Annotated in this window: 19 protein-coding genes and 1 pseudogene; 10 read left to right on the top strand and 10 right to left on the bottom strand. The window is 44.5% G+C overall.

What is annotated here, in order from left to right; all coding sequences use genetic code 11:
• Positions 1 to 67: 67 nt before the first annotated feature.
• Positions 68 to 346 carry a DUF1232 domain-containing protein gene (locus AAEY79_RS05510; protein ID WP_352287560.1) on the top strand — a complete coding sequence of 93 codons (279 nt, stop codon included), beginning with the start codon at positions 68 to 70 and terminating at the stop codon, positions 344 to 346.
• A gap of 119 nt (positions 347 to 465) precedes the next feature.
• On the opposite strand, the gene AAEY79_RS05505 is transcribed toward AAEY79_RS05510, so the two are convergent.
• Positions 466 to 771, bottom strand: a complete 306-nt coding sequence (locus tag AAEY79_RS05505; protein ID WP_025650842.1) for a hypothetical protein — start codon at positions 769 to 771, stop codon at positions 466 to 468.
• 451 nt (positions 772 to 1,222) lie between these two features.
• Positions 1,223 to 1,777 (bottom strand): hypothetical protein, encoded by a 555-nt coding sequence (locus tag AAEY79_RS05500; protein WP_217271560.1) that lies wholly within the window; start codon positions 1,775 to 1,777, stop codon positions 1,223 to 1,225.
• Between the two features lie 449 nt (positions 1,778 to 2,226).
• Here AAEY79_RS05500 and dnaQ point away from each other — a divergent pair.
• From dnaQ to AAEY79_RS05460, 8 genes and pseudogenes are all read left to right on the top strand, one after another.
• A pseudogene (gene dnaQ, locus AAEY79_RS05495) lies at positions 2,227 to 3,812 on the top strand (DNA polymerase III subunit epsilon).
• A 161-nt stretch (positions 3,813 to 3,973) separates the two neighbouring features.
• Complete coding sequence (locus tag AAEY79_RS05490) at positions 3,974 to 5,656, top strand: hypothetical protein (protein WP_201583991.1); 1,683 nt, start codon at positions 3,974 to 3,976, stop codon at positions 5,654 to 5,656.
• A gap of 193 nt (positions 5,657 to 5,849) precedes the next feature.
• Positions 5,850 to 6,812 carry an NAD(+) diphosphatase gene (gene nudC / locus AAEY79_RS05485; protein ID WP_201616547.1) on the top strand — a complete coding sequence of 321 codons (963 nt, stop codon included), beginning with the start codon at positions 5,850 to 5,852 and terminating at the stop codon, positions 6,810 to 6,812.
• A gap of 100 nt (positions 6,813 to 6,912) precedes the next feature.
• Positions 6,913 to 7,746 carry an RnfABCDGE type electron transport complex subunit B gene (locus AAEY79_RS05480; protein WP_201566026.1) on the top strand — a complete coding sequence of 278 codons (834 nt, stop codon included), beginning with the start codon at positions 6,913 to 6,915 and terminating at the stop codon, positions 7,744 to 7,746.
• 53 nt (positions 7,747 to 7,799) lie between these two features.
• On the top strand, positions 7,800 to 8,495 hold the full coding sequence (nth, locus tag AAEY79_RS05475; protein WP_352287555.1) for an endonuclease III: 696 nt from the start codon (positions 7,800 to 7,802) through the stop codon (positions 8,493 to 8,495).
• Between the two features lie 90 nt (positions 8,496 to 8,585).
• Positions 8,586 to 9,182 carry a DJ-1/PfpI family protein gene (locus tag AAEY79_RS05470; protein ID WP_352287552.1) on the top strand — a complete coding sequence of 199 codons (597 nt, stop codon included), beginning with the start codon at positions 8,586 to 8,588 and terminating at the stop codon, positions 9,180 to 9,182.
• Between the two features lie 162 nt (positions 9,183 to 9,344).
• Positions 9,345 to 10,511 carry a methionine adenosyltransferase gene (gene metK / locus AAEY79_RS05465; protein WP_025650834.1) on the top strand — a complete coding sequence of 389 codons (1,167 nt, stop codon included), beginning with the start codon at positions 9,345 to 9,347 and terminating at the stop codon, positions 10,509 to 10,511.
• Between the two features lie 158 nt (positions 10,512 to 10,669).
• The gene (locus AAEY79_RS05460; RefSeq protein WP_173239734.1) at positions 10,670 to 10,966 is read left to right on the top strand and encodes a DUF3144 domain-containing protein; all 297 of its coding nucleotides are present in this window, start codon (positions 10,670 to 10,672) and stop codon (positions 10,964 to 10,966) included.
• A 157-nt stretch (positions 10,967 to 11,123) separates the two neighbouring features.
• Here the strand turns inward: AAEY79_RS05460 and AAEY79_RS05455 are convergent, their stop codons facing one another.
• From AAEY79_RS05455 to AAEY79_RS05420, 8 genes are all read right to left on the bottom strand, one after another.
• The gene (locus AAEY79_RS05455; protein ID WP_025651074.1) at positions 11,124 to 12,779 is read right to left on the bottom strand and encodes a BCCT family transporter; all 1,656 of its coding nucleotides are present in this window, start codon (positions 12,777 to 12,779) and stop codon (positions 11,124 to 11,126) included.
• Positions 12,780 to 13,029: 250 nt separating this feature from the next.
• On the bottom strand, positions 13,030 to 14,679 hold the full coding sequence (locus AAEY79_RS05450) for a BCCT family transporter (protein WP_025651073.1): 1,650 nt from the start codon (positions 14,677 to 14,679) through the stop codon (positions 13,030 to 13,032).
• 319 nt (positions 14,680 to 14,998) lie between these two features.
• Entirely contained in the window at positions 14,999 to 16,252 is a 1,254-nt protein-coding gene (locus AAEY79_RS05445) for a PQQ-dependent sugar dehydrogenase (RefSeq protein ID WP_352287549.1), read from the bottom strand.
• A gap of 332 nt (positions 16,253 to 16,584) precedes the next feature.
• On the bottom strand, positions 16,585 to 19,182 hold the full coding sequence (clpB, locus tag AAEY79_RS05440; protein WP_352287546.1) for an ATP-dependent chaperone ClpB: 2,598 nt from the start codon (positions 19,180 to 19,182) through the stop codon (positions 16,585 to 16,587).
• A 456-nt stretch (positions 19,183 to 19,638) separates the two neighbouring features.
• On the bottom strand, positions 19,639 to 20,226 hold the full coding sequence (locus tag AAEY79_RS05435; RefSeq protein WP_201566020.1) for a murein L,D-transpeptidase family protein: 588 nt from the start codon (positions 20,224 to 20,226) through the stop codon (positions 19,639 to 19,641).
• Between the two features lie 132 nt (positions 20,227 to 20,358).
• Positions 20,359 to 21,144 (bottom strand): SDR family NAD(P)-dependent oxidoreductase, encoded by a 786-nt coding sequence (locus AAEY79_RS05430; RefSeq protein ID WP_101212137.1) that lies wholly within the window; start codon positions 21,142 to 21,144, stop codon positions 20,359 to 20,361.
• 100 nt (positions 21,145 to 21,244) lie between these two features.
• Entirely contained in the window at positions 21,245 to 22,948 is a 1,704-nt protein-coding gene (locus AAEY79_RS05425; RefSeq protein WP_201566018.1) for an AMP-binding protein, read from the bottom strand.
• Positions 22,949 to 23,271: 323 nt separating this feature from the next.
• Positions 23,272 to 24,414 carry a DNA topoisomerase IB gene (locus AAEY79_RS05420; RefSeq protein ID WP_101212144.1) on the bottom strand — a complete coding sequence of 381 codons (1,143 nt, stop codon included), beginning with the start codon at positions 24,412 to 24,414 and terminating at the stop codon, positions 23,272 to 23,274.
• A 180-nt stretch (positions 24,415 to 24,594) separates the two neighbouring features.
• Between AAEY79_RS05420 and AAEY79_RS05415 the strand changes: the two genes are divergently transcribed.
• Positions 24,595 to 25,047 (top strand): GNAT family N-acetyltransferase, encoded by a 453-nt coding sequence (locus tag AAEY79_RS05415; protein WP_173239696.1) that lies wholly within the window; start codon positions 24,595 to 24,597, stop codon positions 25,045 to 25,047.
• Positions 25,048 to 25,245: the final 198 nt, after the last annotated feature.

The following is a 25,245-nucleotide window of genomic DNA, read 5'->3' as shown; positions in this document are numbered from 1 at the left end:
TTATGATTATGTTTGATGATCGTATTAGTAAGCATTTAATCTAAATGGCAGTTACACAGAATTTGGGATGGTCTCAACTATTTCTGCGGCAGTGGTCGGTCTGCTCTATGTCCTGAACCCTATTGACATCATTCCAGATTTTATTCCCTTTATCGGTCAAATCGATGATGCATTGGTACTGAAATTTTGTCTCAAGCTCATGGAAAAAGACTTGCGCAAGTACAAAACTTGGAAAGATGAGCAGACAGCTTCTAAAGATGAAAAGTCTAATAAAGACGCTGCCTCAAAGCCGACTGATAAAAAGCTAGAAGATAAAAGTAAAAGCTCAAAGAAAACAGATAAATAATCTAGTAAACAATCACTTATAAAAAACACGATCAATGAGGCACTCACTGACCGTGTTTTTTACAAGCTTAAAATAGAAACCTTTTAAGCTATTTATACATTTACCTTTTCAACTCTTTATCAATCTGGCACATCATAACGGGCTTTTTCTGGATTAAGACCGAATGAATAAACAAAGGTCGCAACGAGGCTGTTTATAATGATAAACGGCAAATCGATAGCGGTATGCCCAAGCAAGTAGCGACCGATGAGCCATGAGATAATGAGCATAACAATAAAGAACCCGCCCAAATACGCCAAGATGGCTGGATGCTTAAGATTATAAGGCTGCTCAGGTTCAGGTTTTTTGTTTAATACATAGCTTCTTATCGCCCAACCAGCCGCATAAGAAAACCCACCCAACACCACATAACTAAAAAAATTCATATTACCTGACTCTAATGACTTGACTACTTATGAGAAAAGACTACTTATGAGAAAAGACTGCTTATAAGAAAAGACTGCTTATAAGAAAAGACTGATTATAAGAAAAGACTGATTATGAGAAAAGATTGTCTATAATCGATGAGATGTACTTAGGGTCTGTTGAACATTCAAATATTAGGACTGCTGATTGCTAAAATCGTCTCAAACCTTTTATCAAATCAGGCGTAAACCGACGATAATGTCGAGACCTTAGCTAGGTTTACAACAACGTTTGGGGTGATTTTAGCATCAGCCTTCCAGGGCAGGGCTATTTTTTGCCAACACATGGCGAAATTATCTAACCTAGAATGACTAGGCGTCAAAAATTTCACTGCGTATTGTCTAAAAAATAGCCACTGCCAGTGCCACATTTGAATGTTCAACAGACCCTAATGCTAATCAGACCATTTTCTTAGCTGCCTGTACCGACATTATCAATGATAATATTGGCATGGGGATTGGCTAAAATATCAGTATTAACGTCATCACACTCTACGCGATAGATAGTATTGGCACCGCGATAGATATACGACAAATACTCACTGTCCAGTAGCGGATCGATATTGGCATAGACAGGCTTCACATGAGCCAGTACCAGCACCCTATCGGGACGGCCGATGACTGCATCGACATTGTCAGGATCTATAGAGAAAAACGTGGGTATCTCGCTATTTTCGAGTACTTCTAACGGTTCAGCGTCATCCCAAACACGCTTGGCGCTTGCTGGCTCCTTCATTTGCATCACCCAAGCGCCGTCCTGTTGACTGACTTTTATTTGCGCAGGCTCGTCATGACTGACCGTATAGCAGCCTTCAAAGACAGACAGATCTGCTGCGGCTTCAACCACGTCGGTATCGGCTTGGGTATTACTATCATTACAAGCGCTCAACAGTAACGCGCTGCTTGCCGTGATACTGACCATCAACAGCGTCAATCTTTTATAAAAAACGTTTGAGCGTAAGGACATAATAGGGTTATCCTGCATTCATGCATTAAAACTTTTAGGAAGCAAGCCGTTGATAAACAGTATCGTTAATTTTAATTGTTAATGGCGAAAAAGTAGCCATGACCATCGTTATTTAAATGGCAGTTTACGCTATTTTTTATGCATTCATCTTTAAAACGACGCAGCCACTTTGAGAATTGCTACTAGTGCTATTTTGGGTTAAATACGTTGATGCTCGTGCTGCCAAATGCTGGTCAGCTTGGCGCAATCCTGCTTATTTTAACAGAAAACTGCAGGGTTACTATTATGATATGTGGTTTTGCGATTTTGTGCGTTACGATTGCCCATATCAGCGATAGATTTGTTATACTCAAGCGCAGTTAAGTGGTGCGCCGCTATTGTTTTTATGGTGCTCCCAAAATCTCTTAACGCCACCCTACGTTTCTCATTTATTAGGTCACAAAGTTTTTATGTCAGACAATCGTACCTCTACGCCACATAGTTATAAAGACCACGCGATTGATCCGTTGGCCGCCAAAGCAAACACCACAGTGGCCTACACCGATGGCGCCTGCAAAGGCAACCCGGGCGCTGGTGGTTGGGGCGCGCATTTGATATTCAGTGATGGGCGTACGCAGGATTTATATGGTGGCGATAAAGAAACGACCAATAATCGCATGGAGCTGATGGGCGCGATACAAGCATTGACTCATAGTCCACATGAGCAAAACCTCGAGATTTGGACAGACTCCAGCTATGTTAAAAAAGGCATTACTGAGTGGATTGAAGGTTGGAAAAAAAGAGGCTGGAAAACGGCCAGTAAAAAGCCAGTCGCCAATCAAGACCTTTGGCAGCAATTGGATGCGCTATGCCAACAACGCGACGTTGACTGGCATTGGGTAAAAGGTCATGCTGGACATGCAGGTAACGAAAAGGCGGATGAGTTAGCCAACCTAGGTGTGACATCTAGTAGTGGAGAATTATCGACAATAGATGCGCAAGAAACGACTAAAAAAAAGTACAAATAATGCCTGATAAAACGTCAAACTTTGCTAATGATGACTGGCTAAAATATGACCCATTGGGTCTAGATATGATGGGCGACGAGCTCGATGAAGAAGCGCTCGACAATGAAGCGCTCAACCATGAACCATTCGACACTCATCTGTCAGATGGGCAAAGCCATGATAATGCTAGCAAACCAATGAGTACCCCCAACATGCCAGAAGCCCAGACGATGACGACTGACACTATAATAAATAATGATAATCCAGATATGGCAACTGATGAGCCAAAATTTGATGGTGACACCAGTCGTGCCAATCCATATTTTAAGCCATTGCTACCCAAGCCGATACACCGTCACGAGTCCGATCGCCAGCTCATTATGGATACCGAGACCACCGGACTTGATCCACAAAAAGGCGACCGTATCATTGAAGTTGGTATTGTTGAGATGATCGGGCGCAAATTCACCGGTGAAAAGCTACACGTCTATATCAACCCGCAGCGCGGGATGGATGAGGAAGTGATTCGCATTCATGGTATCTCTGAAGCGTTTTTAACCGACAAGCCAACCTTTGATCAAGTCGCTCAGTCACTCTATGACTTTATGGACGGTGCCGAAATCATCGCTCACAACGCCACCTTTGATATGAACTTCTTAAACATGGAGTTCGCTAAAGTTGGAATGCATGACTTTGCACAGCGGGTAAAAGTTACTGACTCGCTAGTCATGGCCAAACAGCAATATCCGGGACAAAAAAACACCCTAGATGCCCTCGTGCGCCGCTTAGACGTTGGTAAGCAAGACCGTACTTTCCACGGGGCACTATTGGATTCCGAGATTTTAGCTGAAGTTTATCTGGCAATGACTGGCGGTCAGGTCACCCTCGCCATCGAAGAAGACTCACAAGCAGATGGCGGACAAACCGCGCACGCCAGCTTTGCCAATTTGGCGTCCTTATTATTAGTATCACCCACCGATGAGACGGCCAGCCAGCAGTGGTATAGCGAGTTGGCCGAACAATATCCTGAATTAAAAGCAAACATGTAGCACGTGATTAAAATAACCTCTTATATTAAAATAACCTCTTATACTGACATTTGGATACGGTAGTCTTGATTGTTATAAGCGTTAGCCTTTACGCATAAACGCCTGTTAACTCATCCTTTAAATGATCGCTATTTTCATCAGTACGTTATGGAAAAACACCTATGAACCAGTCTGCCCAAATGAAATTAACTGCTCCCACGCTTAGCGTTACTGACTTTAATTTGCCATCGCTACATTTGTTGCATGATGAAATTATCGTCACCCTTAAAGACACTGAGATTCATCTAAGCGAATTTAACGATGATAACAGTCAAGCGCCTTTATTATTAGACTCTATTACCGTGCTAAAGCAGCTGTCTTGTATTTTTGAGCTGATTTCTTTGGTTGGTGCAGAAGTGTTAAATACCGCCATCGTCAATGGTCTGCAGCGCCTTTATGACAGTGGTGATAATAATGATACTGCCTTGATTATGGATTTATCACAAGCCATCATGACCCTCGATCGTTATGTGGAATTTGTACTGTTGACAGAGTCAGTAGAGCCGACTTTATTATTACCAATCATTAATAAGCTTAATGCTCATGGGCAGCTAGCGCCAATCGAATCGGATTATTTTGCGACGTTTGGTAGTAGTAGTGTCATTATTGCCAACCCTGAAAAGAACTTTCAGCCCTTACAAGAGCTTAACCTTGACAGTGAGCTACTGACGTATGCGTATCGTAGTGGTCTTGGTATTGCACTGCTCAACCAAGATGGCGTAGTGACTCAAGACGCTCAGAAAAAATTAGATGCCATGAGTGCTGCTTGTGCTTTGATAGCTGCTCAGAGCAAGAGTCTATTCTGGCAAGCTGCCGCCGCCGCTGTCACTGATATCGCGACCATTTTGCCGCTTAACCTCAGCCAAAAGCATACGCTTATTTATTTAGAGCAGCAGTTCCAGAGCTATCTACCTATCATGGACACGCGTTTTGCTGATCTAGTCAGCTTTGCCTGTCAGCGTGATAATGAAGCGGCGCAACTGCTGCGTGAACAATATGCGGTCAACCAATTAGAAGACCCACAGCGCGAACAAATGAAGCGCTTCTTATTCGGTCCTAACCGCGCGCTGACAGACACTTTAAACGCTATTATTCAGACTCAAATCAATACGATTAAAGAAGATGTGGATAGCTACGCGCGTGGTGATTCGCTCAATCCTGCTGATATGCAGACGGCACAAATTATCGAACAGCTGACGGTACTGGGCTCAGCATTACGCTTGTTGGGACTGTCAAATGCCGCGAGCAGCCTGAGTACAGCAGCCGACGCGGTAAGCAAGTGGCGTGCGCCCTCGCCTGAAGATTTCGATCATTTACTCTTGGCATTGATGCATGCTGAAAACGCCACTATTTCCATGGCTGAGATGCATACCCCTGGGGCTATCTATCTGCCGCTGAACAACCCCCATATCTCATTGCATCAGCTCAATACTGCCTATGATACGTTAATACAAGAAAGTCGTACGGCTATCGCCAGTGCTGAGCAAGCGATTAATGATTATTTATCTGAGCCTGAGCGCGATATGCTCAATATTCAGAATATACCTGAAATGCTACGCCAAGTGGCAGGCGCGGTACGCTTTTTGCAACTGCCGACCCCAGCTAGCATGCTGAGCCAATTGGCCAATTATATACAGCAGCGCATCGAAAGCGGACACCGTATCGATGATAGTACGCTGGCTTATATCGCTGATGTGATTATGGCTGTCGATCATCATTTAGATGGTTTTGAGCACAATCGTCCCGTGAGTAAACAGGCGCTTGATGTTGGTCAACAAAGCTTAAGCCAATTACTTGCCGCTTAAGAATGATAGCGGCGACGGCGCTGTGATAACGATTGATTTTGAATGTTACTTTTGAATGTTACTTTTGAATGTTACTTTTGAAATAGTTACTTTTGAATGTTACTTTTGAAATAGTTACTTCAAAACAGCCACTTAAAGCAAGTTCGCTCTTCATTTGCTACGTACTTACTTTAGACTGTTTGGAAACCTGCTTATGACTCGCGCTTTTGTATTTAGTGATGATACCCTCCTCTGCCGTCAGACGATCGACGGTTGGTGGCCATTACAAATCCAACTACCACCATTGTCTGATGCAAACAACAATGGCAATCTGCCAGTACCTGCCTATCAAATAGGCAATGTTGCCCTACTCGAAAGCCTAGCACCAAGTCACTGGCAGTCCGATGCTGATAATAGGGTTAATGATGGTACAGAGAATTTAGTTGTTACTGAGTCTGAGGCTGCCACTTTTACTGCACCAGTAGCCAATGCCATCACTTATGACTATGCGATCGCGCATGATATCGTATTGCCTATTATTGCAGAGGGCAGCGGGAACGCTTTTGTGCCGTATCGACAGCTTATCACCCAGCTACCTGCCGCCTTATCGGCTCAGATTAGCCAAGCAATACAGTTGTTACGCTGGCAAACCGATACGCAGTTTTGTAGTCGCTGCGCATCCCCAGTCGTTCATGCCACAGCAGATGAGCGCGCCATGGTCTGTCCAGTATGCCGATTACGCCAATATCCCCGTGTCCAGCCTTGCGTTATCACCGCTATCACTCGCCCCAATCCACAGACGGGAGAGATGCAAATTTTACTCGCTCATCACCATCGCCATGGAGAACAAAAACGTCCTCTCATGTACGGCTTGATTGCAGGTTTTGTAGAAGTGGGTGAAAGTCTAGAGCATGCGGTCGTTCGTGAAGTGGCAGAAGAGGTCAACATCAGCCTATCAGATATTCGCTATGTCAGCAGTCAGCCATGGCCATTTCCTTCCAATTTAATGCTTGGTTTTCGCGCATCTTATGCGGCTGGCGATATTGTAATACAAGAAGATGAGCTGTCGCACGCCGATTTTTTTGACCTCTCTAATCTGCCCAAAATACCGTTTAAGGGCAGCATTGCCTACGAGCTGATTGCCAAGATTGCCCATGAGCAAGGCATCGCACTATAGTAGGTTGACTATATAACTAGATTAAAAGACAATCATTTCAATATTTATATCTATTTTAATAACGACAGTCTTGATGACTGATGTTAAGGTTTTTAATTAAATGCAAAGCAGTCGTAATATTCGCCTAATCAATCTGCCAATCCTGTTCGATACCTTGCGTATCGAGACATTGCCTGCTGATATGCAGGCAAAAATTGCCCGTATTGATGCCTGTCTGCCGCAGACGCAGTGCGGTCTGTGCGAACATCCGGACGGTTGCTTGCCTTATGCTACCGCGATTGTAGTGGATAACGAGCCATACAATAAATGCGTGCCGGGCGGTCAACCAGTTACTGATGCTATTGCGCAAATCGTCAATCCCGCCAGCGCTACAACAACCCTTAGAGCCGCGCCATCTCAGTGGCCGATAGACGCCACATCGACGCGACCGACCGAGGTACGTGCCGTTATCCGTGAAGATGACTGTATCGGCTGCACCAAATGCATACCCGCCTGTCCTGTTGACGCCATCGTCGGTACTGGCAAGCACATGCATACTATTTTTACGGACTTGTGCACGGGCTGCGAGCTTTGTATCGCCCCTTGCCCAGTCGATTGCATTGACCTAGTCACAATTGAGCGCGAGCTGTCTATCTCTGAGCGCGAGGCAGAACAAGAGGATTTAAGGCTGCGCTATCATACGCACCTTAGGCGCGTCACCGAGCAGCTTGCTGACAGCAGCAATAGTAGACCTGTGGTCAGCATGGTAGAGGCAAAATTGAATAATGCTGCCAGTCAATCGCTGAATATCAGCGAAGCACAAGCAAAAAACACCATTGCAGCAGCCAAGCTACGCAGTAAAATCAAAAAGCTAGAAAAGCAGCTTAGCGTGCGTCCAAACGCTAGCAAACAGACGGAGCTTGAAGCATTACAAGCTGAGCTTGCCCAACTTTAATAGCCAATATCCACTCCTGACTAATCAATGAATAAAATAATGGTAACAATACCATGAGTAAAACCGTCAAACACAAAACTGCCGATACCCCACCATCGCGGCGCATGCCCAATCGTGACGTCCGTCCATTCTTTGAAAAGTTGGCAGCGACGATTGATGAGCCGGTCACGGAATTACATTATAGAAGTAATTTTGAGCTACTGATTGCCGTCATCTTATCGGCACAAGCGACGGATGTCAGTGTCAATATTGCCACCAAGCAATTATATCCTGTGGCGAATACCCCTGAAGCAATCTTGGCATTGGGTGAAGAGGGTTTAAAATCCTATATCAAAAATATTGGCTTATATAACACCAAAACTAAAAACGTCATCAAAACCTGCCAAGATTTGATTGAGAAATTCGATAGTACCGTTCCTGATAATCGTAAGGACTTAGAATCACTCGCTGGCGTTGGACGTAAAACTGCCAATGTGGTCTTAAATACCGCTTTTGGGCAGCCGACCATGGCAGTCGATACGCATATCTTTCGCGTCGGCAATCGTACTGGCCTCGCCACTGGTAAAAACGTGTTAATCGTTGAAAACAAGCTGGTCGAACGTATCCCAGATGACTTTATCGTAGATGCGCATCATTATCTGATTTTGCATGGCCGCTATACCTGTCATGCTCGCACACCCAAATGCGGTGCTTGCCCTGTTTATGAGGAATGTATGTTTAAGGACAAAGCCAAGTTTTTAGAACTATAGCTTTCAGGATTATATTTTTTGGAATTGTAGTTTTTAAGATTATAGTTTTTGGAATTATAACCATTCTTTATTTAGAATTAAGGAATCCTAATGCATACGCTGACTGCTCTACTCTTTGATGATTTTGAAACCTTGGATTTGTTTGGGCCTATCGAGATGTTTGGCTGCTTGCCTGAGCACTATCGTCTGCAATTTACCTCACTGAGTGGTGGTATCATTCACAGTAAGCATGGCGTTGCGATGCAAACGGTCGCTGTCACAGAATTGGCGTATCAGACTGATATTGTATTGATGGTTGGCGGGATGGGTACTCGCCAGCAAGTCTATCACAAGCCGTTTTTGCAGGCGCTTAGGGCATTGGTTGAGCACGCTGATTGGGCGCTTAGCGTTTGTACAGGCAGTGCATTATTGGCTAAAGCTGGTGTTCTGGATGGCAAGCGCGCAACGTCTAATAAGCTCTCATGGCAATGGGTAATATCGCAGTCTCATAAAGTTGATTGGGTAGAGCAAGCGCGCTGGGTCGTCGATGGCAAGTTTTATACTTCTTCAGGGGTTAGTGCTGGCATGGATATGGCGCTTGGCTTTATCACTGATAGACATGATATAGAGACGGCTCGTCAGATCGCTCACTATACTGAATATCGCTGGCAAGAAAATAGCGATATTGATGACTTTTACCGTGGCTAATCCATGCCTAGTTACTTCTTAGTATTATCCATCGCTAGAGTTTTCACTCAATTCACGGTAAAATGTCATAATTTTTTGATTCACTTTTGCCTTATTTTTCCGTTAACATTTAATCATGACTGAGTTTATAGATTACAGTCCTTGCCATTAAGCGATCCAACTATGCGCGAATACAACTTATTTACCTCAGAATCTGTGAGCGAAGGCCATCCTGATAAAATGGCTGACCAAATATCAGACGCTATCCTTGATGCCATCTTACGTGAAGATCTTCATGCCCGCGTTGCCTGCGAAACTTTGGTTAAAACCGGTGCCGTGATATTGGCAGGTGAAGTGACCACGACGGCAAATATCGATGTTGAGCGTATCGTACGTGATACCGTCAATGGTATCGGTTATCACCATTCAGACTTGGGTTTTGATGGCGAGACCTGTGCGGTCATCAACATGCTTGGTAAGCAATCTCCAGAAATTGCCCAAGGTGTCGATCGTAGCGATCCTGAAGAGCAAGGTGCAGGCGATCAAGGCTTGATGTTTGGCTATGCCAGCAACGAGACTGAAGTATTGATGCCAGCCCCTATTGAATATGCCCATCGCTTAATGGAGCGTCAGTCTGAGTTACGCCGCGCAGGTGAGCTACCATGGTTACGTCCCGATGCCAAGGCGCAAGTGACCTTAAAATATGATGGCACTCGTCCTATTGCTATCGATGCTGTCGTCCTATCGACCCAGCATGACCCTAGTATCTCGCAGGCAGATCTGCAAGAAGCGGTGATGGAATCTATCATTAAGCAAGTATTACCAGCGGATCTACTGCATGCTGGCACTCGCTACCATATCAATCCCACGGGCAAATTTGTCATTGGTGGGCCAGTTGGTGATGCTGGATTAACAGGTCGTAAAATCATCGTTGATACTTATGGCGGCATGGCACGTCATGGCGGTGGCGCTTTTAGTGGCAAAGACCCTTCAAAAGTAGATCGCAGCGCCGCTTATGCCGTGCGTTATGTGGCCAAAAACATCGTCGCTGCGGGACTGGCTGACCGCTGTGAAGTACAAGTGAGCTATGCCATTGGGGTCGCTGAACCGACGTCTATCTCGGTCAACACCTTTGGTACTAGCAACATCAGCCATGACGAGATCATTCGCCTGATTCGTACCCATTTTGATCTGCGCCCTTATGGCATTACCCGTATGCTGAACTTATTGCAGCCTATGTATCAGCAGACTGCGACGTTTGGCCATTTCGGTCGTCCCGGCTCTGAAACTGCCTTTACGTGGGAAAAAACAGACAAAGCTGAAATCTTAAAAGCAGACGCAGGGTTGTAAAATATTACCTGATGCCCCTTAGTCTCTTACATACAGACCGTCTCTATAAATTGAAAATTACCGATACTTATTAGGAATTGCTTATGTCTCAAGACAATATTCAAGACAGCAACACTCAAGACAACAATGTTGATGCTAATGTTGAAATCACCCCTGAAATGCAGGCATTTTATCAACGTGCGGATGCCATCATCGGTGTAGCAAACAGTCAATTGGGACCTGATGCTCATTCAGGTCAAGTCGGCGCGTCTTTATTGTACGCCGCCGCGCGTTATAGCGCCTCAGTGGCCTCTATCGGTTTTGTTAAAGGCGATGACTTTGCCAAAGAAAAAGACGATATCGTCGAGTTCTATGTCAAACAATATCGCCAGATGCTAAGTGATAACTTAACCGATTATGCGCAAAACTTTGATAAATACGTTCAACTCAATCAAGATGATAAAGTTGCTAAATAAGTCTTCTTAAATCTATGAAATATCGTTAAATATTAAACCCAAGTCTAATAGTAGGCTTGGGTTTTTTATTGACCTTATTAAAGTAGCTGAATAAAAAGTCCCAGCACAAGGCTGGGACTTTTACGTTTTATGGTACTTTTAGCAGATAGCTAGGCTATTAATCATTAGGCTCAATGATTTTTGGTGGACCTGTCAGTAAACCTTCGTCGCGGAACTCATTGGCTGAGTTATGCTCTGCCGATTCTTCGGTGATAAACCACTGCTGCTGACGATACAAAATCAATCTATCGCGGCTCAATCCCCGCAGTAGTGAATACATCATGATTAATATGACAACGGCAAAGGGAAAGCCTGAGACAATAGAGGCTGCCTGTAGCGCACCCAAACCGCCTGCCGCTAACAATACCGCCGCAATCACACCTTCTGTCCCTGCCCAGAATAAACGCTGAATCTTCGGTGGATTGGTATCGCCGCCTGAAGTCAGCATATCAATGACAAAACTGGCTGAATCTGACGAAGTAACGAACCAAAGAACAATCATCACGACAATCAACAAGTTAAGCGCTGAAGTAAATGGATAAGACTCCATTAGCTTAAAGATGGCACTACCCGTATCTGCTTGCACAGCTTCAACCAGACCAGGACTGGCCATATTAGGATCAATCGCTGCCATCAGCTCCATATGTACCGCTGAACCACCAAAGGCTGTGAACCATAAGAATAAAATGGTAATAGGGATTAATAACACGCCTAGTATGAACTCACGAATGGTACGACCACGCGAGATACGAGCGACGAATACACCGACGAATGGCGACCAGCTAATCCACCATGCCCAATAGAATACTGTCCATGATGACTGCCAGTTTTCTTGACCTTCATAAGACTCTGTCCACAGACCCAAAGGAATCACTTGATGTAAGTAATTACCAATGTTTTCAACGAAGCTGTTAAAAATAAACTGCGTGGGACCTAAGATAATGACAAAGCTTAACAGTACAATTGTGAAGAAAATATTGATGTCACTTAAGCGCTTGATACCTTTATCAAGACCCATCAAAAGCGACATGCCTGCCAACATAGTGATGAACGCAATCAAAATGATCTGTACGGTAATGTTATTCGGAATACCGAATAGCGTCTCAAGACCGGAGTTAATCTGCAGCACCCCAAGACCTAAGGTAGTCACCACGCCAAACATGGTACCGAATACCGCAAGTGTATCAACTGTATGCCCCATAGGACCATAGATTTTTTTACCGATTAACGGATACAGCGTCGAGCGAATCGCTAATGGTAAGCCAACACGGTAGTGAAAATACGCCAAAGCCAAGGCTACAATGCCATAGATTGCCCAGACGTGTAGGCCATAATGCAAGAATGAGATATTCATCGCTTGTTTGGCCGCTGCAATGGTTTCAGCTTCACCCAATGGCGGTGCCATAAAGTGATACAACGGCTCAGCGGTACCCCAATAGAGCAAGCCAATACCGATACCTGCCGAAAACAGCATCCCAATCCAAGAGACTAAATTGTACTCTGGCTTCTCTGTTTGGTGCCCAAGCCTGATATCGCCGTATCGGCTAAATATCAAATAAATACTCATGAGCAGAGCTAAGTTGACCACCACAATAAAAAACCAACCAAAGCGCATAGAAACAAAGGCTTTTGCTTGGTTAAATACCAGCTCTGCTTGCTCGTTAAAAAAAGCACCAAAAATAATGAACGCGACGATCAAAATCGCCGAGGTTAAAAACACGGGTTTACTTACCCGTGGAAAAGGGCCCAGACGGCCAACTTTAACGTGATCCATTTAATAATCTCAATTTTTTAGGATGCCAACCTTAACAAGATACTTACGAACTATCAAATTAGGTTAACAACCATTTATTGTTATAAAGCAAAAAATCCTAAGATATCGGTTTATCTTAGGATTTTTTACGGTAAATAATTGATCGTTGCTTGTCTTAAATATTTTTTTAAGGCCTGTTTTAAAAACTTTCTTAAGGACTCAGATAACAGGCTTAATTAAAACAAGCAACAATCAGCATATCATTAATGCCCTAGTCACCCTTTGCAATTTTAGGTGGACCTTTTAGCAAATGCTCATCGACGAACTCATTAGCCGAGTTATGATCAGCAGACTCTTCGGTGATGAAATATTGCTGCGCACGATATAAAATCAAGCGATCGCGACTTAAACCACGCAACAGCGCATACATCATGACAAAGACTACCAGAGCAAACGGCAAACCTGCCACGATAGCGGCGGCTTGTAGCGCACCCAAACCACCAGCTGCTAATAATATTGCAGCAATGACCCCTTCCATCGTCGCCCAAAACAAGCGCTGAATCTTTGGCGGGTTGGTATCGCCGCCTGCCGTCAACATATCGATGACAAAGCTTGCCGAATCAGAAGACGTGACGAACCATAATACAATCATGATAACAATCAGCAAGGTCACAGGTTTTGTCAGTGGATAGTATTCGACCAGTTTAAAGATCGCACTACCGGTATCGGCTTGCACTGCTTCAATCAGTCCAGGACTCAGCATGTCAGGGTTGATCGATGCCAATAGCTCCATATGGATAGCAACACCGCCAAACGTAGTAAACCAGAAGAATAAAATCGTCATTGGGATTAATAAGACTCCCAAGACAAATTCACGAATAGTACGACCACGACTGATACGGGCAATGAATACGCCGACAAAGGGTGCCCAACTTACCCACCACGCCCAGTAAAATATCGTCCAGCCGCTTTGCCAATCGGTATTGCTATAGGCTTCGCCCCACGCCGATAACGTCACAATCGACCCTAGATAATTACCGATATTTTCGATAAAACTGTCGAAGATAAATAGCGTCGGACCCAAAATCACCATAAAGACCAACAGAATACCCGTCAGTCCCATATTAATATCACTTAGACGTTTGATGCCTTTATCAAGACCCAGCATCAAAGAGATACATGCCATGGCAGTCACAAATGCAATAATCGCAAATTGCACGCCCAAACTATTAGGAATACCGAACAAGTTCTCCAGACCAGAATTTATCTGCATCACCCCTAAACCCAAAGAAGTCACTACCCCAAACATCGTACCGAATACTGCTAAAATATCAACGGTATGACCCCAAGGACCATAAATCTTGCGGCCCAATATCGGATACAGCGTCGAGCGAATCGATAATGGCAGACCACGGCGAAAATGAAAGTAAGCCAACGACAATGCCACGATGGTATAAATCGCCCAAGCGTGTAAACCCCAATGTAAAAACGAGATGTTCATCGCTTGTTTGGCCGCTTCTATTGTCTCCGCTTCACCAAGTGGTGGGGCCATAAAGTGATACAACGGCTCAGCCGTACCCCAATAAACCAAACCAATACCGATACCCGCCGAAAACAACATCCCTATCCAAGAGATGAGGCTATATTGCGGACGTTCTGTTTGTTTACCCAAGCGAATATCGCCGTAACGGCTCATGGCTAAATAGATACAAAAAACGAGTGCCACGTTGACCAAGACAATAAATAGCCAACCAAACTTATCGGTAATAAAGCTCTGTAAAAAACTAAAAAGTGCGCCGGCAGCTTCCGTAAAAAAAGCGCCAAAAATAATAAATCCGACAATCAACAACGTCGAGGTTATAAACACAGGTTTACTGACCCGTGGAAACGGACCCAATCGACCTACTTTTACTTCGTCCATGTGCTAATCTCGTTATATAAGGGCTGCTACCTTAACAAAATAACCTTTGATTATCAAATAATTACAAAATATAGCCATCAAGAAACACCCTATTTGCTCTAATGTTTTCCTATTCTTAAACTTGTCTAAAAATATGATGTATAGATGGTAACAAGTCAAAATTCTGGTTTAGAGTAAAATAAAAGCCATCTACTCTATTCATTTTCTAAGCTTTAAAACTACAAAAGGCGCTGGATTTATGGTAAAAATCGCAGTACCCTTTATGTAGATTTATGAATTAGTTTTAACAGTGCTATCATTCACTCTTTATAGCAATATACTATTTAGGTAGCAATTGCAGTAACTTAGCCGCATCGCCGTCCTCTAATAACCAGACTTGTCCATCCACGTTCAGTACACTACGAATACGCTTCCCCATATCATAGCGGTAACGTTCAGAGGCACTGTTGCTGTCATCAAAACTCACTATGATGAGCGCTTTTGATGACAGGCCGCTGATTAGCGCATTGCCTTGCCATGCTGGAAAATCATTATGAGTCCCGGCTGAATATATACTTAATGAAGAAGGTGAGATGACGGGTGTCCAAGTCACTTTGGGCGCAGTCAAGTCAGGCCGAGTGTCATGGTCAGGGATATCTGTACCCGAATAGTTGCGACCATTAGAGACCAGCGGCCAGCCATAGTTATTGCCTTTTTCGATTAAATTAAACTCATCACCACCTCTTGGCCCCATCTCATTTGCCCACAGCCGACCACTGTCATCAAAGGCCATACCCAGTACGTTGCGATGCCCAGTTGTCCAAAACTGTGCCTTAATTTCCTTATTTTCGTTGGCGAATGGATTGTCTGCGGGTACGCTACCGTCAGGGTATAGTCGAATGATTTTGCCCAAGTTGACGCTCATATCTTGCGCTGGCGTTTTTTCTTGCCGCTCACCTGAACTGATATAGAGATAGCGACCATCGGGAGAGAATAGCAAACGGTGACTATAATGCCCCTGCCCTTTTACCTTTGGCGTCTGCTGCCAAATCGGGGTAATAGATTGCAGACTAGGAGCAGCGCTACCTATACCTGAGAGCTTAGCGCTAATCACTTTCGCGCCAAATTTATTGTCATCAGCGCCCGTGCCGCTTTCAATATAACTGAGATATATGACATTACTGGTAGCAAAATCTGGCGCTAGAATAATGTCACCTAGACCGCCTTGCCCGCCATACGCAACGGTCGGCACACCGCTTACTTCGGTTTTAGTACCGGTAGCAGTATCGACCATGAAGAGCTCACCGGTCTTTTGGGTAACCAGTAATGTTGGTGGCTCATCATTGGTATTGGGTAGCGCGGTCATCGCCCATGGTTCATTAAAGGTAGCGACAGTCTTAGTGGCAAAGGCAGGTTTTTCAGTGCTCGCTGCCGAATCTTTGGCAGAAGCCTGACCTTCTTTGTACTCTGTCAGATCTGCATCGGTATTGACTGCTGATGGGTTTGAGCACGCAGAGGCGCTAAATAGCAGGGCTGCTATGATTAACGGCAAGATTAATGGCGTGCTAATATATTTTTTATTGGTCATCATCATGATGTCATCTCCCTTAATGTTATATTGGCTTTATTAGGGCTTAAGTGATAGTGCGTGAAAAATAATATCGAACCATCATGCACTGCTGATATCCATTTTTCTTGCTTGCTGTGCCTGCGCGGACAGAGGCGACAAAAAATTGATATCAGCAATACCATCGTATTTTTAGGATATTTTGACTATAGTTATAACATAATCAAAGTATGACAACGGTAAAATGATTATAGAGCGCAAAGTAAAAACCCCTTATCTGCCTATATAAAAAATAGACAAATAAAGGGTTGGTTTTAAAGCATAACCGTCATTTAGCAACAATTATTTAGCGTTTACTATTAGCTCATTCGAAGCTTATCAAAGGTAAGCTTATCATCAGCGCCGACATCGACTTTGATGATATCGCCAGCGACAAAGTCACCAGACAGCAATTTTAATGACAGCGGATTTTCGATCTCTTGCTGGATAGCACGTTTTAGCGGACGCGCACCATACACAGGGTCATAACCCACCGCGACCAGCTTGTTCATCGCATCAGAGGATAGCTCGATGTCCATCTCGCGCTCATGCAAACGCTGACGTAATCGATCCAATTGAATGTCAGCAATACCTGCCATTTGCGATATACCGAGCGGATGGAAAACCACAATCTCATCAATACGGTTGACGAACTCTGGACGGAAATGCTGACCGACAGAATCCATGACCTCCGCTTTGATATCGTCGTAGCTTTCGCCAACCATCTCTTGAATTTTATGCGAGCCTAGGTTACTGGTCATGATAATAACGGTGTTTCTAAAGTCCACCACGCGACCTTGCGAATCGGTCAAACGACCATCATCCAACACTTGTAGCAAGATATTGAACACATCAGGGTGCGCTTTTTCGACTTCATCAAACAATATCACGCTATATGGCTTACGACGTACCGCTTCGGTCAACGCGCCACCTTCTTCATAGCCAACATAACCTGGAGGCGCACCCACTAAGCGACTGACGCTGTGCTTCTCCATATACTCACTCATATCGATACGAACAATCGCATCTTCAGAGTCGAATAAGAAGTTCGCCAATGATTTGGTCAGCTCGGTTTTACCGACACCAGTAGGCCCAAGGAACAAGAACGAACCAGATGGGCGATTCGGATCCGACAAGCCCGCACGGCTACGACGCACCGCATTGGCGACCGCTTCGACTGCTTCATCTTGACCGATGACGCGCTCGTGGAGTTTTTCTTCCATCGCCAGCATTTTGTCACGCTCGCCTTGCATCATTTTGCTGACTGGAATACCGGTAGCAGCGGCAACCACTTCGGCAATTTCGTTATCCGTGACCTTGTTACGTAGCAGTTTTACTCCGCTATTTTCACCAGTCTGCTCTTTTTGCTCAGCCAAGTCCGACTCATGAATTCGGCGCTCTAACTGCGGAATGGTCTCATACTGCAGCTTACTCATGGTCTCATAGTCGCCCTCACGGCTGGCTTTATCATAGGCGATACGCGCTTTGTCCAGCTCGTCTTTTAGCTGCTGGCTGCCCTTGACCAGCGCTTTTTCTGCTTGCCAAATCTCATTAAGATCGGCGTACTCTTTTTCTAACTCTTCAATTTGTGTATCAAGCACTTTACGCTCTGCTTTTGCACCTGCATCTTCTTCGTTTTTGAGCACTTCACGCTGCATTTTTAACTGAATCAAACGGCTATCAAGCTTGCCAAGTGACTCAGGCTTGCTGTCCATCTCCATACGCAGACGACTGGCAGCTTCGTCGATTAAATCAATCGCCTTATCCGGCAGCTTGCGGTCAGTAATATAGCGATGGCTCATGCGTGCGGCAGCAATAATCGCACTGTCTTGAATATCGACCCCATGATGCAGCTCGTAACGCTCTTTGAGGCCACGCAAAATCGCAATGGTATCCTCGACCGTTGGCTCATCGACCAATACTTTTTGGAAGCGACGTTCAAGCGCGGCATCTTTTTCGATATACTTGCGATACTCGTCCAAAGTCGTCGCACCGACGCAATGCAGCTCACCACGGGCTAGCGCAGGCTTTAGCATATTACCCGCATCCATCGCACCTTCTGATTTACCCGCGCCAACCATGGTATGTAGCTCATCGATAAATAAGATGACATTGCCTTCTTGCTTGGCCAAATCACTCAATACGCTTTTGAGGCGTTCTTCAAACTCACCACGAAATTTTGCGCCGGCAATAAGCGCACCTAAGTCTAATGACAGTACTTCTTTACGGCGCAACCCTTCTGGTACATCACCATTGATGATTTTTTGTGCTAAGCCTTCGACGATAGCGGTTTTACCCACACCCGGCTCACCGATAAGTACTGGATTATTTTTAGTCCGACGTGACAGTACTTGGATGGTGCGGCGAATCTCTTCGTCACGACCAATGACTGGATCCAGTTTGCCAAGCTCCGCCTGCTCAGTCAGATTGATGGTATATTTATTCAGCGCGTCACGTTGATCTTCCGCGTTTTGATTGTTCACGGTTTCATCACCACGTAACTGTTCAATCACGGCTTTTAATTTGGCTGCCGTCACGCCAGCGCTTTCAAATATTTTTTTGGTTTCGCCTTGTTCAGCGAGTGCTAATATCACCCATTCAGTGGCAATAAAATCGTCGCCTTCTTTTTGCGCTTGACGATCGGCCAAATTCAAAATTTTGACCGAATTAGGGTTTAGATTAACGTCACCAGTTGGCTCGCTAATCGTCGCTTGATTATCAAGCGCCTTTGCCACGCCATTTTTTAGCGCAGGAATAGACGCGCCCGCTTGCTGGCAGATAGACAAGTTAGACTCGTCTTGCAGCAACACGGCAAGCAAATGCACAGGATCAATTCCTGTATGGTCGCGCCCTAGCGCCAAACTTTGGGCTTCTTGAATCGCAGATTGCAATTTTTGGGTAAATTTTTCGAATCTCATATTGGTGTCCTTTTATAATTAATAATATTTTATATCTGATAGTAGCTGCGGCTTTTTATAAGTATCAAACAATGCCCAAGCTTTTCGTTGTTATCTATATCAGGTTTGTTGAGTAATATTTCAATATCAATTTAACGGTTATCAACAATCAATAATGGCTTATCAATATCAGCTCCTATCAATAACAAGCCAATAGCAAGCAGTGCGCAGTGCACCTGATTAATATAAACCTTACTTATAACAATGATATGACGATAAGGCATTAATAGGCACATTGATGAGCTATTTCAAGGGAATATAGGAAAGAAAAATAGGTAGTGTTAAGTTTGTGAAAAAGAGAGAGGAATAGTTTAGGAGTGTGAATAAATCGTCGAAAAAAATATGCGGTTATTACAAAATATCTAAAAAGCTAATCAACTCAGCAAGCATTAAGTATACATAAACCTTAAAAGTGGCTTATTCAACAATTTCAATCGCGGTGCCTACTTTCACAGCCGCCATAATTTCATCCATCTCATCATTAGTGACGGCGATGCAGCCATCTGTCCAATCGCGTTGTTGATTGAGCCCGGCTAAATGACCAAAGCCATTCATTTGCCCATGAATCATAATGTCGCCACCTGGATTGACGCCGCGAGACTTAGCCTGTGCTTTATCTGCCGCATTTGGGTAGCTGACATGGATGGAGCGATGGGCTATTGAGTTTTCATTTTTATAATCTAAGGTATAGTAGCCTACTGGTGTGCGCTGATCCCCTTGTTGGTGCTTATGTCCTATCGGGCTGTCACCTAATGCAATGCGATAGGATTTGACCACGATATCTTTGCTTAATAACTTTAAAATGCGCTCAGACTTGTCAACAAAGACCTTATCGACAATGAGCGTGCTAGGAATAGACTGACCTTTATCAACCGCGTTTTTTGCCTGCGAGGAGGTTTTGACATAGCCTATCGCACTGGTACTAATGATGGCAGTCAGACCAAGTCCTATCGCAATAAACAACCAACGAGATTTGGTGCTAAGACTGAAAGAGAAAAATGACATAGGCTTTGGTCCTTATAAGCAATGCTTGATAGCAACGAGTCATAATATATCAAAGCACTATGTCATATTTAATGATCAGGTTTTGTGCAAAAATGATGAATAAGATAACAACGTGTTCTGGCAGTTGTCAAACTAAACCATACGAATGGCACCATCAAGACGAATCACTTCACCATTTAGGTAGGCATTATCAATAATATGGGTCACCAGTTTGGCAAACTCATTCGGTGCTCCTAGGCGCTTAGGATAAGGAACGGCTGATTCTAATTGCGTGCGTGCTTTTTCCGGTAAGCTCTCCATCATTGGGGTGGCAAAGACACCCGGTGCAATCGTCATCACGCGAATGCCATGACGAGTCAGCTCACGAGCTAATGGCAGCATCATACCGACAACGCCAGCTTTAGATGAGGCATAACTGGCTTGCCCGACTTGCCCATCAAAAGCAGCGATAGAAGCAGTATTGATAATGATACCATTGTCCGCGTTCTGCTCACTATCAGGGTTCACATTCGCTGCTACGCGCTTAGCAATACTAGCTGCTACTAAACGTGCAACATTGAACGAGCCCACTTGATTAATCATAACACCGCGACTGAACTGATCGAGATCAGCAGGATTGTTTTCACGATCCAGTAGCTTTTGCACCACGGCAATACCTGCACAGTTAATAGAACCTTGCAGACCACCAAACTCTTTTTCTGCTGTATCTACCGCCACTTGCACCTCATCACCACTGGTCACATCACAACGAACAAAACGCGTATTATCGCCCAGCTCAGCTACTAGCGCTGACCCTACTGTTTCATTCAAATCAGCGATGACGACCTTGCCACCTTGAGCGACGATAGCGCGAACCACGGCTTCACCCAATCCTGATGCACCGCCGGTGACCAAAAAGCTATTTTCTTTAATCTGCATATTATTCCCTTAATAAATTTTTGTTTGATGTTGATGTTTAACGTTTTTATAACTGCTCTTTTTATAACTGCTCTGCGCCCCTACTCTGGACCAAGAGGCTTCAATCTGCAGACAGGCTACGCAGCAAAAAGCGCTGAATTTTACCGCTTGGTGTTTTTGGTAGTGCACTCACAAATTCAACTTCCCGCGGATAAGCGTGAGTCGATAAACGTTTGCGTACCAAGTCTTTGATTTGCTGAGCAATCTCTTCAGAGCCCTCGATGCCATCTTTGAGTACCACATAGGACTTAATCGTATGCCCACGCACCTCATCAGGTATACCAACGGCAGCAGACTCCGCGACCGCTGCGTGCTCGAGCACAGTGTTTTCGACATCGGTAGGACCGACCCGATAGCCTGCCGTGATAATGATGTCATCATCACGTCCTGAAAACCAATAGCTGCCGTCACTATGACGCTCGACCACGTCGCCTGTCAAATAGTAATCTTCAAAAAACGCTTGTTTTTCATTCCAACTATAGCCTCGGAAATAAAACGCAGGCGACTGACTGACCACGACTGCCAATTGTCCTTGCTCACCATCGGGCAATACTTGCATATCATCATCGAGCACTACCAGCGTATGCCCCGGTAACGCCATGCCCATCGAGCCGACTGGACATTTATGCGCCAAAGCATGATGCTCGCAGCAGGTCATACCAGTCTCTGTCTGCCCATATTGATCGCAAACCTGACAGCCCAAATGACTTTCCACCCAACTTACTACTTCAGTATTCAGCGTCTCCCCTGCCGAGTTAGCGCAGCGTAGAGACAAGGCGTTATCGTCATTTGCGGACGATGCATCAAAAACACCACTCGATTTCATCATCCGAAAAGCCGTTGGCGATGACGCTAGATTGGTAATCTTATGGCGCACCATAAAGTCGCGGGTATTGGTCGCATCAAAGCCTGCTTCGTTAAAGTAGGTCGTGACCCCTAATAATAAAGGCCCAGTAATCGCATAATATAGCCCATACGCCCAGCCGGGATCAGCCATATTCCAGTAGTTATCAGTCTCGCGCAGATCAATCGCATAACGCATATATAGATAAAAAGCAGGCAACGCCGCTAATGACACACTAACGCCTTTTGACTTGCCCACCGTACCTGAAGTAAACATTTGCAAGAATGGTGCATCCGTATCTAGCAAAACAGCTTCTATCGCTTGCGGCTGCGTCACCCTCATCTCGTGATAATTGTCATCACCCCAAGCGTCGCTATCATGAATACTGCCAATAAGTACCATTTTGGCTTGTTTGGCCAAATCTTCAAACTTGCCACGATTTTCCTGATTGGTAAATACCACCTTGGTATTGGCCTTATCCATACGGTACTTAATCGAATCGTAACCAAAAGCGGTAAATAGCGGCTGGTACACTGCCCCAATGCGCCATGTCGCTAATACAACCGTTAGTAATTCAGGCGTGCGCGGTAGCATGGTGGCGACTTGGTCACCGGCTTTTACACCATAGGACAATAATAAATTGGCAACTTGCGCACTCGCTTCATCCAACTCGCCAAAGCTCATGCGCGTTATGTTACCGCTAGTATCTTCATGGACTAAGGCCGTATTGTCCGCGCGACCGTCACGCACATGGCGACCACAGCAAGCCATGTAAGCATTTAATCGATCATCCAAATGCGCGCCAAATATTTCCTCTAACAACGCATTCATCTCGAAGTTATTATAATAATCACTATAATTGATGGGTGTTTTAGAAGTATCCGCTGTAGCGTGCGCGGTTTGTGTAGATGAGGTATTCATGGGCTAATCCTTTAGCGGTGGAGATCGAGCTGAAAATATCAATTGCTATCACAACAGTCGATATCCTATAGACTGTGTTACTTGATAAAATTGGGCGTTAATCATTAGGGTCTGTTAAAAAAGCACGTTAACATCTAATTCAATACATAACGTATCATTTATAAATATCTGAGTCCAGATAATTATCTTACTATTAGCAGTTGTTAGACTGCTATATATTCTTCTAATGTGCTTACTTTATAAAGCAACTATTCCCGAGGCCTTTATTTTATAAGCCTCTTATTTTCTAACGCAGTTACTCTAGTGCGCTTAGTCAAGTACGCTTAATCGAATGTACTCAAAAAGCCCAGCAGTGCTTTTTCTTCACAGCTTTGATACTTTCGAGTGCGTCCACGGCGCGCTTGTTTATAGGGCTCAAAAAACTGACCTGCCAAAAACCGTTCAATAATAACAGGGTGAATATAGGATGCTCGGCACACGCTTGGAGTATTGCCAAGCTCATCTGCCACTTCTTTAACCATATCAGTGACCAACTGTTGGCGCGTCCGACTGTCCGGCTCGCTAGTCAATATCTCTTTGCCACTGGCGGCTTCAAGCTCGTCATACAGATGACTGGCAGCCAATACACTGGCCATCCAAGTACGAAAATCCTTGGCACTATACAGATTGCCACTATATAAATGATCGCTTTTATTATTGCTGGCATCAGTGCAAAGGTGCTTACGCAAATAATCATTGATATCGGCACTATCGACGACTTGCTTATGACCATTATCATCTAAGTATTTAAAAATTTGATAACCGGGCAGCTCAGAACACGCTTGTACAATCTCAATCAAACGCTCATCCTGCAATTCGATATGATGGGCTTTGGCACTTTTTCCGACGAAATCGAATGCCAAGCCATCGTCTATCTCGCTCACATGTTTGCTACGCAATGTACTGAGACCGTAGCTTTTATTCATCTTCGCATAGCGGCTATTACCGATTCGAATTAACGTCGTCTCAAGCAATTTAACCACGGCAGCCAGTACATTGGCGCGTGATAGCGGCGCTGCTTCTAAGTCTTCTTCGACTTGCGCACGTAGGTTTGGCAATGCCTCCGCAAAACCTATCATCGCATCGAACTTGGCTTGGTCACGTACCGTATCCCACTCAGGATGATATAAGTATTGCTTGCGCGCTTTGCCATCACGACCGGTCGACTGCAGATGACCCTTATCATCTTGGCATATCCATACCTCTGACCACATCGGTGGAATGACCAAGGCATCAAAACGCTGGCGCAAAGCCTTGTCTTTCACCGTCTTGCCAGTAGCATCTCGGTAAGTAAAACCGCGACCCCAACGCTGACGACTATAACCCGGTTCATTATCACTGACGTAGCGCAAATTCGCCCGACGTGCTAAATGCTCATAATCGTGACGAATATCCTCTGAGGTCGTTTGTGCAGCTGCTTTGGTCATAAATAATACACTTTTAAATAATAGTGGTTTTAGCATAATTAACTATGAGAATTTTTGCTGTTTACTTGCCACGGATAAAGTGTAATCGCTATGTAAAAATGCTGTATAGAAGGGTTATCAATTATGATTGATTGCGTCATAATTGAACGTCTGTCCATTAATAAAATCAAGTGAACACCCATGAAAAATATTTCGATAAAAATAATCCCATTGTCTAAAGCTGATTACGATGCTTGGTTAAAATTGTGGCAAAGTTATTTAATTTTTTATGAAACTCGTCTGCCACCAAGTACCACAGAAAAGACTTGGCGCAACCTGCTTGATAGCAATATGCCAATTTATGGCTTTGGGGCATGGGTCGATGAAACGCTGGTAGGTATCACGCATGTCGTGCTACATCCCAATACATGGAATACCACCGAATGCTGTTACTTAGAGGATCTGTATGTTAGTGAGTCTGCCCGCGGGCAAGGCATAGGACGCGCACTGATTGAACAGGTTTATGACTTTGCTGATAAGCAACATTGCAACCGTGTCTATTGGACCACGCAAGAAGGCAACACCACAGCACGCAAACTCTATGATGCCATCGCCACCCAAACGGACATGGTGCAATATCGTAAAAAATTATAACGATTGACAAAGATAGTCAAAATATTTTAAAAACGCGATGGTATTGCTGATATAAATTTTTTGTCGCCTCTGTCTGTGCAGACACAGTAAGCTAGAAAAATTGATATCAGCAGTGCGTGATGGTTCGATATTACTTTTCACTGACTATATCTTACGACTGAAACTTAATCTTACGACTGAAACTTATCTTAAAATTTA

The sequence above is a fragment of the Psychrobacter sp. GW64-MNA-CIBAN-0177 genome, assembly GCF_040309585.1.
In the GTDB taxonomy this organism is placed as follows: Bacteria; Pseudomonadota; Gammaproteobacteria; order Pseudomonadales; family Moraxellaceae; genus Psychrobacter; species Psychrobacter okhotskensis.
Note: the sequence above shows the minus strand (reverse complement) of the source record. Positions and strands in the feature narration are given on the sequence as shown.